The organism is Paraglaciecola sp. G1-13, assembly GCF_055809255.1.
This window is the reverse complement of sequence record NZ_CM147903.1, coordinates 2,855,575-2,868,226: the sequence shown is the minus strand read 5'-3', so window position 1 is coordinate 2,868,226 and position 12,652 is coordinate 2,855,575. Positions and strand designations below refer to the sequence as shown.

10 protein-coding genes are annotated in these 12,652 nt (G+C 45.6%); 8 read left to right on the top strand and 2 right to left on the bottom strand.

Annotated features, from left to right (window positions below):
• The first annotated feature begins 123 nt into the window (after nt 1-123).
• Nucleotides 124-459: a hypothetical protein gene (locus tag AC0L6N_RS12045; RefSeq protein WP_473474826.1), complete on the top strand. Its 336-nt coding sequence runs from the start codon at nt 124-126 to the stop codon at nt 457-459.
• 83 nt (nt 460-542) lie between these two features.
• Here AC0L6N_RS12045 and AC0L6N_RS12040 read toward each other — a convergent pair whose 3' ends face one another.
• Nucleotides 543-2,717, bottom strand: coding sequence for a prolyl oligopeptidase family serine peptidase (locus AC0L6N_RS12040; protein ID WP_473474825.1), 2,175 nt, complete (start codon nt 2,715-2,717; stop codon nt 543-545).
• A gap of 341 nt (nt 2,718-3,058) precedes the next feature.
• Between AC0L6N_RS12040 and AC0L6N_RS12035 the strand changes: the two genes are divergently transcribed.
• Nucleotides 3,059-4,675 carry a GMC family oxidoreductase gene (locus tag AC0L6N_RS12035; RefSeq protein ID WP_473474824.1) on the top strand — a complete coding sequence of 539 codons (1,617 nt, stop codon included), beginning with the start codon at nt 3,059-3,061 and terminating at the stop codon, nt 4,673-4,675.
• Nucleotides 4,676-4,679: 4 nt separating this feature from the next.
• Here the strand turns inward: AC0L6N_RS12035 and AC0L6N_RS12030 are convergent, their stop codons facing one another.
• Complete coding sequence (locus tag AC0L6N_RS12030) at nt 4,680-5,450, bottom strand: hypothetical protein (protein WP_473474823.1); 771 nt, start codon at nt 5,448-5,450, stop codon at nt 4,680-4,682.
• A 291-nt stretch (nt 5,451-5,741) separates the two neighbouring features.
• Here AC0L6N_RS12030 and rimK point away from each other — a divergent pair, with 291 nt between their 5' ends.
• From rimK to AC0L6N_RS12000, 6 genes are all read left to right on the top strand, one after another.
• Entirely contained in the window at nt 5,742-6,650 is a 909-nt protein-coding gene (gene rimK / locus AC0L6N_RS12025; protein ID WP_011575548.1) for a 30S ribosomal protein S6--L-glutamate ligase, read from the top strand.
• A 2-nt stretch (nt 6,651-6,652) separates the two neighbouring features.
• Nucleotides 6,653-7,693, top strand: coding sequence for a succinylglutamate desuccinylase/aspartoacylase family protein (locus AC0L6N_RS12020; RefSeq protein ID WP_473474822.1), 1,041 nt, complete (start codon nt 6,653-6,655; stop codon nt 7,691-7,693).
• 233 nt (nt 7,694-7,926) lie between these two features.
• Entirely contained in the window at nt 7,927-9,396 is a 1,470-nt protein-coding gene (locus tag AC0L6N_RS12015; RefSeq protein WP_473474821.1) for an efflux RND transporter periplasmic adaptor subunit, read from the top strand.
• Nucleotides 9,396-10,118: an ABC transporter ATP-binding protein gene (locus AC0L6N_RS12010; protein WP_473474820.1), complete on the top strand. Its 723-nt coding sequence runs from the start codon at nt 9,396-9,398 to the stop codon at nt 10,116-10,118. The genes AC0L6N_RS12015 and AC0L6N_RS12010 overlap by 1 nt, the downstream gene beginning before the upstream one ends.
• On the top strand, nt 10,115-11,344 hold the full coding sequence (locus AC0L6N_RS12005) for an ABC transporter permease (RefSeq protein ID WP_011575544.1): 1,230 nt from the start codon (nt 10,115-10,117) through the stop codon (nt 11,342-11,344). Before AC0L6N_RS12010 ends, AC0L6N_RS12005 begins: the two co-directional genes overlap by 4 nt.
• Before the next feature lie 875 nt (nt 11,345-12,219).
• Entirely contained in the window at nt 12,220-12,483 is a 264-nt protein-coding gene (locus AC0L6N_RS12000; RefSeq protein WP_473474819.1) for a hypothetical protein, read from the top strand.
• The last annotated feature ends 169 nt before the right edge of the window (nt 12,484-12,652 follow it).

Below are 12,652 nucleotides of genomic sequence, written 5' to 3'. Positions count from 1 at the left end.
TTATTTATTGCGCTAGGGTAATGGTCCTAATACGAACGCCGCTCAATAATTAGCCACTCAGGGATTATTTATTGACAAGGGTATAAGGGTGTAAAGGGTAGAAAGGGTGCAAAAGGAATAACAATGACTTGTGTAAAGCGTATGTTCTTGCGTGTCGCCATGCTTACTGTGATAGCAGGGAGCATATTCGTGGCTGTTTTTTTATGGCTAGAGGCAAGAAAAGAGCTGGTTTATTTGTGTGGCACTTTCTCTCAAGGGGAGAGCGTAAGCAGTGTGATAAGCCAATTGGATACGGGCCAATTTCTGCAGTACCGCGTTACTCATATTGAAGCTGATATGCATATTGAAGGGGCTACGCATATTGTTGCCACCAGTGATTATCCCTTTTCAGGCTATGCCTGCGTGATTGAATTTGATGGGCAAGCAACTGTCCAACAGGCGTCGCTAGTGAAGCAGTAAGTCATAATAGAAAAAGCCAAAACAGCTCAGTAGCATGTTTTGGCTTTGTGACTGTTAGTTAATATTTGCGTTTTTATTGCGCCTTATTGCACCTTAATACCCATGTTGTAGAGGGTAAACCCAAAGATGTCGGCGTACTGCTCTATGGTTTTGCTGATAGGCGTACCTGCACCGTGACCAGCATTGGTTTCGATACGGATCAACATCGGGTTAGGGCCGGTATTTTTGGCTTGCAACTGGGCGGCAAACTTAAACGAATGAGCGGGCACGACGCGATCATCATGATCGCCTGTTGTAATCAGTGTGGCAGGGTAGTTAACGCCTTCTCGCACGTTTTGCACCGGTGAGTAGGTCATCAAGTAATCAAACATTTCTTGGCTGTCTTCTGAGGTGCCGTAATCGTAAGCCCAGCCAGCGCCTGCAGTAAAGGTATGATAACGCAGCATGTCCAGCACACCTACAGCGGGCAGGGCAACTTTAAATAAGTCTGGGCGTTGAAGCATAGTGGCTCCTACCAATAAACCACCATTTGAACCGCCGCGGATCGCCAAGTAATCAGGGCTAGTGTAGTCTTGCTCAATTAAATACTCGGCTGCCGCGATGAAGTCATCAAACACATTTTGCTTTTGCAATTTCGTGCCAGCGTCATGCCAGGCTTTACCGTATTCACCGCCGCCGCGCAAATTAGGTACCGCATACACTCCTCCTTGCTCAAGCCATGCAGCATTGACACTACTGAAAGCGGGCTGCAGGCTGATGTTAAAACCGCCGTAGCCATAGAGCATAGTTGGGTTGGTGCCATCCAGTTTTAGGCCTTTTTTATGGGTAATGATCATGGGGACTTTGGTGCCGTCTTTAGACGTGTAAAAGGCCTGTTTAGATTCGTAAGCGTCGCTATCAAAATTCGCTTTCGACTTTAAATACACCGATGATTCGCCGCTTTCTACATTGAGGCTAAAGATCGTGCTCGGCGTTTTGTAGTTGGTGAAGCTATAGTAAAGGGTTTGTTGGTCTTTTTTGCCATCAAATCCACTGGCAGTGCCGACCCCTGGTAATGCGATTTCTCGCACCAACTTACCGCTCATATCAAGCTGCTTCACATTTGAAATAGCGTCCACCATGTAGCTGGCAAAAATGTATCCGCCGCCGGTAGATACGTCTAATACGTTGTCGGTTTGGGCAATAAAATCTTGCCAGTTCTCGGGTTGAGGCTGACTCGCATCAACAGAGACCACACGCTTATTGGGCGCATCTAAATTGGTCACAAACAACAAGGTGCTGCCTTCGTTATCAAGCAGGTTTGTGTCTGAATCTGTGTTTTCTAAGATGGTCACCAAAGGACTATCTGGTTTGCTTAAATCCTTTAAATACAGTTTGTTACCTGAGGTGGAAACGGCAGCACTGATTAATAAATAGCGGTTATCTTCGGTCACCTGGCCTGATACATAGCGATTTTTTTGCTCGTCAGTACCGCCAAAAACAAGGGTGTCTTGGGTTTGTTTATCGTTCAAACGATGAAAATACAGCTTGTGCTGGTCCGTTTTCGCAGACAGTTCACTGCCCTCTGGTTTGTCGTAGCTTGAATAATAAAAACCTTCATTACCTAACCAAGATATGCCACTGAATTTAATGTCTTTTAAGGTTTCGCTAACAGGCTGCATGGTTTCTACATCAATGGTGATCGCTTTACGCCAATCGCTGCCGCCTTCTGAAATCAAATAGGTAACTAAACTGCCGTCTTTTGAAAAATCGATGCTGGCCAATGAGGTCGTGCCATCATCACTAAATGAATTGGGATCTAAAAATACCTGAGCTTCGCCATCGTCCAATTGGCGATATAGCACCGCTTGGTTTTGCAGGCCGTCGTTCTTAAAGAAATAGGTGTATTTGCCTTCTTTGAAAGGAGCGCCAACTTTTTCGTAGTCAAGCAACACTTTTAAGCGCTCTTTTAATTTGTCACGTGAAGGGACTTGCGCTAAATAGGCTTGGGTCACGGCGTTTTCAGCTTTTACCCATTGCTCAGTTTCGCTGCTCATATCGTCTTCTAACCAGCGGTAAGGGTCGGCTACTTGCTTGCCGAAGTAGGTGTCGATTACGTCACCTTTTTGCGTTTTTGGATAAGATAAGTTCATTTCTTGTAATTGGTTACTCGTAATAGAAGTCTTCATTGTCGCTGGGGTTTGGTTAGCAGAATGGTTCGCGTTGCTACACCCCATAAGCATTGCGCTGATACTGACTGCGATAAGCGTTAATTTCATTAATTTACCCTGATATATGTCGTTTTTATAAATAAAGATGCGTCTTTTTATAGGCATTCTTTGTTGATAGTACCTCAATCTACGCGTCTATAATAAACCTCAAACTGTGTCCAAAAGTGTATAGGCACGACTTATCCATATGAATTAGATTTGATAATAGTCAAAAGAAACAAATGGTTATGTAAAATAATGAATGACAATTATTAACATCTGGTTTACATTGGCTGTGTTCGGCGAGCGAGATGAGCTGAACAGCGGCGGAATAGTCGAGGTATTAAGAGCACAATTAAGAAGGCGAACCTACCTCGACGCCTTTCTCTTTCTTCTTGGTATTTAACATCATGTCTTCAACAAATGTTTCCTCTTTTGATTTCATCATTGTTGGTGCAGGTTCAGCAGGATGTGCGTTAGCCGCGCGGTTGACTGAAAATAGTCACTATCGTGTGTGTCTTATTGAAGCGGGTGGTCAAGATAGCAATCCAATGATCCATATTCCTTTCGGGCTATCCCTATTATCTCGCTTTAAAAATATCAATTGGAATTTCAATACGACGGCTCAGGCTGGCTTGAATAACCGAGCCTTGTTTTGGCCAAGGGGAAAAACCTTAGGCGGCTCTAGCGCAATCAATGCCATGTGTTATGTGCGCGGTGTTCCCAAGGATTATGATCGTTGGCAACAAGAGGGTGCCCTAGGTTGGGATTGGGACGCAGTGTTGCCCTATTTTAAAAAATCTGAAGACCAACAGCGTGGAGCCGACGCCTATCATGGTACCGGTGGCCCTTTGTGTGTGGACGACCTACGCTTTGTCAATCCTATGTCACAGACATTTGTTGATGCGGCTCATGACGTTGGAGTGCCTATTAGCGAAGATTTTAATGGTGCTCAGCACGAGGGCTTAGGGATATATCAAGTCACGCATAAAGATGGTCAGCGCTGCTCTAGTGCTAAAGGCTATTTGGCTTTAGCACAAACCCGCGATAATTTTACCTTGATAACACAGGCGCTGGTCGAAAAAATCATCATTAAAGACAGCCGAGCAACAGGGCTGACGTTGCGCATTAATGACAAGCTACACGTGCTTAACGCGACCAAAGAGGTACTGCTTTGCGCGGGCGCAATCAATTCACCTCAGCTATTAATGTTATCAGGTATTGGTCCGAAGCAGCATCTAGAGGACAAAGGTATTGAGGTGCTAAAGGATTCGCCCGGGGTCGGTCAAAATCTGCAGGATCACCTTGATGCGATCATTCAGTACCGCTGCCAATCTACACACAGTTATGCCATTTCGTTATCTAAGTTGCCACGTTATGTGAAGGCGGCTTTTCGTTATTGGCGCAAGCGCAGCGACATTTTTTCGTCAAATATCGCTGAAGCAGGTGGGTTTGTAAAAAGCCAGTTCGCTAGTTCATTGCCGGACATTCAATACCATTTTTTGCCGGCAATTTTACAAGATCATGGTCGACAAACTGCATTTGGTTATGGCTTTGGTTTGCACGTGTGTAATGTGTATCCTAAAAGCCGAGGTGAGATCACACTTGCTTCAAGCGACCCAGCTGCCCCTGCGGTAATTGACCCGTGTTATCTGTCTCATCCTGACGACCAAAATGTGATGATCGATGGCATTAGACAAGGCCGAGAGATTTTACAATCCCGAGGGTTTCATGACTACCAAGGTAAAGAAGTGAAGCCCGGTGTTGCAATGCAAAGCGATGAGCAATTATTAGCGTTTTTAAAAGCGAATGCAGAAACGATTTATCACCCCGTGGGGACGTGCAAAATGGGCGCCGACACAGATGATATGGCGGTAGTAGACAATGTATTAAACGTGCGCGGAGTAGCTGGCTTACGGGTGGTTGATGCGTCAGTCATGCCCAGCATAATTGGGGGGAACACCAATGCACCCACTATTATGATTGCTGAGCGAGCAGCGGATTTTATTAAACAACATCATCGATAGGTGCCTAAGACCGTTTTTTAGGGTTAAAAAGTGTGGTGTGTAATAAACGACGTTTCTGACGCAATTTTTGTTCTATCTGAGGTAACAAGGCCGCGTGCTTTTTGTGGATCACGTGGTAAAGAAAAATATTCCTTAATTTTACCATTTGCATCCCTTTAGGAATGATTTGCCGCTCGTCGATCATAAACGTGGCATATTTTACTTGCCCCGAGACAAGCATCTCTACTGTGTGTTGAATGACTTCGTCTTTTAATAGGGTTGCTCGAACATCTACTTCCTTAAGATATTCCAGAGCTCTGGCATTCGTTAGTAGGGTGTTTTGGCTGTTATCTAATACTGCTCGGTCGCACTCTACCTCTTGGATACATAGCAAGACTAACGTGGCGCGAATTAACTCGGGCTTAACCAGAATAAGATCGTCAAATGTGGTCACTACTTTGCCTAGTCGATAGGCGTCTCCATCGACTTTGCCTTTGCTTAGCAGTGTTATGCCTGTTAGTGCAGGTGTCGCAATGCTCTTAACGTTAAATCCAAGTTCTGTGTATATCTCTTGTATCACCTTTAAGTATGGCTCTGCGCCAGGATACTCAACATAGCTAAGAATGAATTGCTCTTTGAACGGATTTACCTCAACCGCCTGTATGATAGGCGCTTGTTGTGTGGCTGAATTTTCTTCAGTGGCAATATCCGCAGGAGTTGTATTTGCAAACGCGAAAATGCTCGTCAGGGGTAACCCTAAAAGAAAGAATGTGCGTTGTAACAGATTAAAGGTCATAAATTTAGGCAATGTAAGGTTCACAGGGTACGGGAGCAACGGCCGTCTTCTGGCGGCTCGATTTAGAGTCGCATAGTAACGCAAAAGCCAGAGGGAAAATGATGTTATTAGACAGATAGTGATGTAAATCAAATCCATACAGAGTGAATTTTTGTGATTAGCATATTATTTAAACGATACAGTGATGAATTACGCTGATCGTAAAACTAACTTGTATATTTTACACATCCTTGTGACTTATATTGATGTATTCACGTCTATTAGACTCATTCAAGCAAAGAAGAAAAAATAATGAAAATCGCGATTTTATCTCGCAACAAGAAACTGTACTCAACTCGTCGTTTACAAGAAGCTGCTTTGGCCCGCGGCCACGAAGTCGACATCATAGATACGTTGCATTGTTATATGGATATTTCAAGCAACAAGCCCTCTGTGCGCTTTAAAGGTGAACCTTTACCTCAATACGATGCCATTATTCCACGTATCGGAGCGTCGATAACGTTCTATGGCACGGCAGTCGTGCGTCAGTTTGAAATGATGGGCAGTTTTAGTGTCAACGAATCTGTCGCTATCAGCCGTTCACGAGATAAATTACGTTCAATGCAGTTACTGTCACGCAAAGGTATCGGCCTGCCGCGTACGGGTTTTGCTCATAGCCCAGATAACATCAAAGATTTGATTGCTAATGTCGGTGGCGCGCCGGTCGTGATTAAATTGCTTGAAGGCACGCAAGGTATAGGCGTGGTATTAGCAGATACCAACAAAGCTGCAGAAAGTATTGTTGAAGCCTTTATGGGTATAAAAGCCAACATTTTGGTACAGGAATACATTAAAGAAGCGGGCGGTGCCGATATACGCTGTTTCGTGGTGGGCGGTAAAGTGGTTGCTGCCATGAAGCGCCAAGGCGCACCGGGGGAATTTCGTTCTAACTTGCACCGAGGTGGCAGCGCGGCTTTGGTTAAATTGACGGCGGTTGAACGAGCGACGGCTGTCTCTGCTGCTGGCGCGATGGGCTTAAACGTATGTGGTGTCGATTTACTGCGCTCAAGTCATGGCCCTGTTGTCATGGAAGTTAACTCTTCCCCCGGCCTTGAAGGGATTGAAGCGGCAACTTCAAAAGATGTGGCCAACATGATCATTGAATTTATAGAGAACAAAAAATCTAAGCCACACAGCACCAAGACTCGAGGTAATGGTTAATCATGGTAAAAGCAGCCCCATTAAAGATCGGCGATAACATTATTGAGCCGGGCACGCGTACTAAGCTGCAGCTGTCTGTTGCACGCTTATACACAGATACCGATATGTCTATTCCGGTTGAAGTGATTCGGGCTAAAAAGGAAGGGCCCACTGTGTTTATCAGTGCCGCCATTCACGGTGATGAACTAAACGGGATCGAGATAGTACGTCGCGTGCTAGATTCCCCATCATTTAAATTGATTGCAGGCACGGTGATCGCTGTGCCTATGGTGAATGTGTATGGCATGTTGATGCAAAGCCGTTACATGCCAGACAGGCGCGATTTAAACCGCAGCTTTCCTGGCTCGCCAAATGGTTCGTTGACTTCGCGCTTGGCGCATATGTTTTTAACGGAAATCGCAGCTAAGTGCGAATATGGCATTGATTTACATACCGGGGCGATTCATCGCAGTAATTTGCCGCAAATCCGAGCCAATTTGAAGGACCCGAAAACGGCCGAGTTAGCCCATGCGTTTGGCGTACCCGTATTGCTTAACTCAGACTTGCGGGATGGTTCACTGCGCCAAGCGGCGGATGAAACAGGGACTAAAATCTTATTGTATGAGGCAGGTGAAGCATTACGTTTTGACGAATTGTCTATACGCGCTGGGGTCAAGGGCATTTTCAATGTGTTGGCGTCGCTAGGTGTGGTATCAAAACGTCGTCGTACGTTGCCTAAGATTGAGCCGCTGGTGGCTTATAAAAGTTCTTGGTTACGGGCGCCTGAAAGCGGCATAGTGCGGGATCGTAAAAGCTTAGGTGATTATGTGAAACGGGGTGATGTGCTTGCAGATGTATGCAGCCCAACGGGCACCTACAGTGAGCCTTTAATAGCTAATCGCTCCGGGATCATCATTGGTAAGCAGAATATTCCTTTGGTGCAAGAAGGGGATGCTATGTTCCATATTGCCTTGTTTGACGACCCCAAAGATGTGGTGGATAACATGGACCAATTGCAGGAAAACTTGATGCCGGATATCGACCCACAAAGTGCGCCAGTGTAACGTCGTGATCAGCCATTCTTCGTATACAAAACGTCACATGAGTGGCGTTTTTTTTGGGTGATAAACCGTGTCTTGCCGTTGCTTAAGCACCCTTCAGCGAATGTTGTGCACAGGCTTGATGGTCAAAATCACAACTTTAGATAACTTTACATTCCCTTTACAGTAATTATCGCTGATAAGTGATTTAATTCGCTCATATTTTAGTATTTCATTAGATTATTAAACAGAACTGTATGAACAAAGAAAGGTTAGTAAAAGGGTTGGTTGTCGCGGTTGTAGCAGTGGTTGCTGTGTGGTGGTTCACTGAGCCTTCACCGTCAGATGAACGCATTGTTTATCATACTCAACCACTGTCTTTAGGGGACATTGAAAGTACAGTTAACTCATCTGGAACGATTTCTCCTGTGGTCACCGTCTTAGTTGGCTCGGAATTATCAGGCCTAATCTCTCAGTTAAATGCGGATTTCAATGACGAGGTGAGCAGTGGGCAAGTGATCGCGCGCATTGATGATCGCACTATTTTATCAAGGCTACGCCAAAGCGAAGCTGACCTTGCGTCATCTAAAGCCTCTTTGACACAGTTAAAAGCGGCGCTGAAAAAAGCCCAGACTGAGGCTACATTGGCCCAGCGGGAGTTCAACCGAACCAAAGAGCTTAAAGATAAAAATCTTGTTAGCGCATCAGAATTAGACATCAGCGAAACCAACAATGCGCTAGCCAAAGTAGCTATCGAAACAGCACAGGCGGCTATCTTGGTAGGAGAAGCGCAAGTTGAACAATCTCAGTCAAATCTTGAACAAACAAAGCTTGATTTAGACCGTACCTATATTCGCTCACCCGTTGATGGCGTGGTTATTGATCGTCAAGTAGACACGGGCCAAACAGTTTCTGCGAGCTTATCGGCACCCACTTTGTTTTCTATCGCGCAAGACTTAGTGAAAATGCAAATTGAAGCCGATGTGGATGAAGCAGACATAGGGCGTATCGCAAAAGACCAAAAGGTTAACTTTACCGTAGATGCGTTCCCTGAACGCAAGTTTGCCGGGGTAGTCAGTCAGGTAAGAAAAGCGGCCACCGTGACCAATAACGTGGTGACCTACAAAGTGATTATCAGTGTTGAAAACGAGCAACTACTCTTGTTACCCGGTATGACCGCCAATGTAGACGTGATATTGGGTGAGCGCAAAAATGTCTTACGCGTGCCCAATTCAGCCCTGCGTTTTACGCCAGAGGGAACAACGTCGAACACGGATTCAGGTAAAGGTGGGGCAGGTGATTCTGTCGCTCAGCTTGCGCAGCAACTTGGGTTAAATGATTCACAACAGGCACAAGTAGCAACCGTCATGGAAAACATGCGCGATGCGATGCAAGCTGCCCGTAAATCATCTCCTCGGGGCGGTCCAGGCGGTTCACCAAATGGCGCTATAAAGAAAATTCGTAGCAAGATGAATATTGAGCTGCAAAGTATTTTAACCCCAGATCAGATGGCGCAATTTAAGGCGCAAGGTCAGACACGAAATGCACAGCGCAAAGCAGGTGACGGGGATTTACAGCCAGGTACGGTGTGGGTATTACGTGACGGTGAGCCTAGTAAAGTGAACGTGGGCATCGGGATCGCAGATTTAGAATACAGCGAGATCCGCGCTCGGGATTTACAAGCGGGTGATGAGGTGATTGTTCGCGCCCAAAAGGTAGCTGAGTGATGTCGCAACCGTTGCTAAAAGTACGACAGGCGAAAAAGGTTTATACCATGGGAGATGAAAAGGTATGGGCGCTAAAAGGTGTTGATTTAGATATTCATCAAGGTGAATTTGTGGCCATCATGGGCAGCTCTGGCTCAGGTAAATCTACCATGATGAATTTGCTCGGGTGTTTAGATATTGCCAGTGAAGGCAGTATTGCTTTTGCGGGCCAAGAATTATCAACCCTAAGTAAAAATGAATTGGCCAGCGTGCGCAATCAGCGTATTGGCTTTGTGTTTCAGCAATTTAACTTATTACCCAGAACCAGTGCCTTAGACAACGTCACTTTGCCACTGTTGTATAGCAAAGTGCCAGAAGCAGATTGGCACTCGCGCGCTCGGCAATGCCTTGAAAGCGTTGGGCTTGGGTCACGTATGGATCATCATCCTGGTCAACTTTCAGGTGGCCAACAACAGCGAGTAGCGATTGCGCGTGCACTGATCAACGACCCGCTGATGATATTGGCTGATGAGCCTACAGGTGCCCTTGATACGCAAACGGGCTTAGAAGTGATGGCGCTTTTTCAAGGGCTTAATCAACAAGGAAAGACCATTATCTTGGTGACCCACGAGCCGGAAATTGCTCAATTTGCTAAGCGTAAACTGACTTTTCGTGATGGAGAGCTCATCAGTGACGAGCAAAATACCAATGTGCGTCAGGCGGCGTTAGAGGGCAATGTATGAAAATTGTTATCTTACTAAAAACCGCCATCACCGCCTTAAAAGTCAATGTATTGCGTAGCTGTCTAACTATGCTGGGGATCATTATCGGTGTAGCTGCTGTCATTATTATGGTGGCGATGGGCGCGGGCGCTCAGCAAAAAGTGGACGAGCAAATTAAATCCTTGGGAGGCAATGTATTTTTTGTCACCGGATCTTTTCGACAAAGCGGTGGAGCGCGCTCTGCATCCGTGGTCAAAATTAATGAAGACGACGCAAATCTTATAGAAAAACAAGTACCAGGGGTCGAAGCTGCAGCGCCTTACCTGTCTGCCTCGGGTCAGGTGATTTTTGGCAATCTAAACTGGTCCACTGAAATAAACGGAATCGATAATCGTTATTTTTTAGTGCGAGATTGGGACATGGCCAACGGACGAGAATTCACCAGCGCCGAAATTAATCGTGGCAGCAAGGTGGCAATAATCGGAGAGCGCTTGCGCAGCGAGCTATTTGGCGCCAGCGACCCTATCGGTCAGACGGTACGTGTCACTAATTTTAATGTCACCATTATTGGGGTGCTCGCAGCCAAAGGGCAAGATGCCAGAGGCCAAGATCAAGATGATGTGATTTTTCTCCCAATTAAAACCGTGCGCAATAAGATAACAGGAGTCAGTGCTACCAACCCTAAATCAGTAAGCTTTATTCAAGTTAGTGCCTATGATGGCGAAGACATGGATTATATCGAAGAAGAGATGTCACGCTTATTGCGCCAGCGTATGCGCATTCCAGTGGGCGGCGATGATATGTTCCGTATTCGCAATGTATCCGAAATGATTGCCACGCGGGCGGAAACTATTCAGGTCTTTAATACCTTGCTGGCTTGGGTTGCCTCGGTAAGCCTAGTCGTTGGCGGTATCGGTATTATGAATATTATGTTGGTGTCGGTCACTGAGCGTACCCGAGAAATTGGCTTGCGTATGGCGGTGGGGGCCAAGCCTTCGGATATACTGTATCAATTCTTGATTGAATCCATTGTATTGTGTGGCTTGGGTGGCTTTATTGGTGTCATGATAGCCAACGGTTTTGTCTTCATGGGCAATCAATATGGAATTGGGGCAGGGGGGATCATTGAAACACAAGTGGTACTGTTAAGTTTAGGCTTCTCAGGGCTTATTGGTGTATTTTTCGGTTACTACCCAGCCCTGAAAGCATCGCGATTAGCGCCGATTGACGCCCTGCGTTACGAGTAGTACCGCCTAGTAAAAGACCAGCCCAACCGATTTTGGCGCCTATACCTTTAGCAATCTTTAATAATCACATTAAAGCGGCTCACTTATAAAAGTGAGCCGCTTTCTCGTTATATCCTATCTATTTTAATCCTTGTGGTTTTGCTGCTGGGCAATCCCGTTCACGCAGATTGCAAACGCAATTTGATAACTATACGGGGATAACCGTCTGATTTACGTGTAATTTTTTCAACGTTATTTGCCCGAGTTACCGAGTCACGCTTGCGTTTACGGCAGGTGTTTAATTCTAACCGCCGGCAAAGGCTGATGGTTGCTCGCCTTCACTGACATTCCTCATTTGGTATGGTTTCTGCTAAATCCCGCTCAACACAACATAACGTTTGAGAAGGCCTGCAGGTCAAAATACCTGCGCTAAGGCTTCAAAGCTCTATGTTTTAACAGTAAAAAATAATGAAATGACGCGCGAGGGTTTACCTGTGGTAGTGACGGAATTAACAATTGGTGTATTTTTACTTTTAGTGGCTTCTTTGTTGGTGATACAAGGCAGTCGGCTTCAGTTAATACAAAAGGGCAACACCAGAATAAGCAAAGAACGACTGAATAACCGCGGTAGAATAATGACATTAACGGGAATGGTGTTAATAATTCTGAAAGTGTATGAATTAACACAATTCTTTTATCAGTGATGGCTGCCTGAAGGCCTGCTAAGGGTGTAAGGCGCAGTAGCCGCTTTGGCTTATTTCAAATCTCGTTCTCGTCTCTTTATGCACTGTTCTTCCCTCAAATGTGTTGAAAGCAATTGTGCACTTGGCCTGTCTTGTACAATATGAACCAATGCTAGCGGCGTAGCCGAATAAGCCAGGACAGGAACAGAGTTAATGTGTAGTTCACCAAAAAGCAGCGGCTCAAGACGACCACGCAGCGCCCCAAGTAAAAGCCTAGCAGAGAGTTTTAGTTCAGAGCAGCGGGCGCGTTTCACGCAAGTAGCCAATCAAGCGGAGCAAAGAAGAGCGCAGCGTGTAGCGACCAACAAACGCTGGAAACAAGCCCAAGCTGACAAGGCAAGTACTATAAAGAACAACATAAAGCCTGAGCAAAGCAGAATTCCCATCGTTAAAAAAGTACTGCAGATTTTTTCATAAGTACGCTTTGTCATTAAGCTCAATTAATAACTCGGCCTAACGCAGTTAAAGGCGCCAGTATCAAAAAGGCAGAAAACGGCCTATTGCCAACCTCAGGGGACTCGATTGATAAGTTGGTTTGAGCACATTGCCGCTATTTCAACGAATCTCACCGTCAGTTTACGTAGCC

Excerpts from the sequence above, each read along its gene's own strand:
- AC0L6N_RS12015 (WP_473474821.1), top strand. The coding sequence starts at position 7,927 with ATGAACAAAGAAAGGTTAGTAAAAGGGTTGGTTGTCGCGGTTGTAGCA.
- rimK (WP_011575548.1), top strand. The coding sequence starts at position 5,742 with ATGAAAATCGCGATTTTATCTCGCAACAAGAAACTGTACTCAACTCGT.
- AC0L6N_RS12035 (WP_473474824.1), top strand. The coding sequence starts at position 3,059 with ATGTCTTCAACAAATGTTTCCTCTTTTGATTTCATCATTGTTGGTGCA.
- AC0L6N_RS12040 (WP_473474825.1), bottom strand. The coding sequence starts at position 2,717 with ATGAAATTAACGCTTATCGCAGTCAGTATCAGCGCAATGCTTATGGGG.
- AC0L6N_RS12045 (WP_473474826.1), top strand. The coding sequence starts at position 124 with ATGACTTGTGTAAAGCGTATGTTCTTGCGTGTCGCCATGCTTACTGTG.
- AC0L6N_RS12030 (WP_473474823.1), bottom strand. The coding sequence starts at position 5,450 with ATGACCTTTAATCTGTTACAACGCACATTCTTTCTTTTAGGGTTACCC.
- AC0L6N_RS12020 (WP_473474822.1), top strand. The coding sequence starts at position 6,653 with ATGGTAAAAGCAGCCCCATTAAAGATCGGCGATAACATTATTGAGCCG.
- AC0L6N_RS12010 (WP_473474820.1), top strand. The coding sequence starts at position 9,396 with ATGTCGCAACCGTTGCTAAAAGTACGACAGGCGAAAAAGGTTTATACC.
- AC0L6N_RS12000 (WP_473474819.1), top strand. The coding sequence starts at position 12,220 with ATGTGTAGTTCACCAAAAAGCAGCGGCTCAAGACGACCACGCAGCGCC.
- AC0L6N_RS12005 (WP_011575544.1), top strand. The coding sequence starts at position 10,115 with ATGAAAATTGTTATCTTACTAAAAACCGCCATCACCGCCTTAAAAGTC.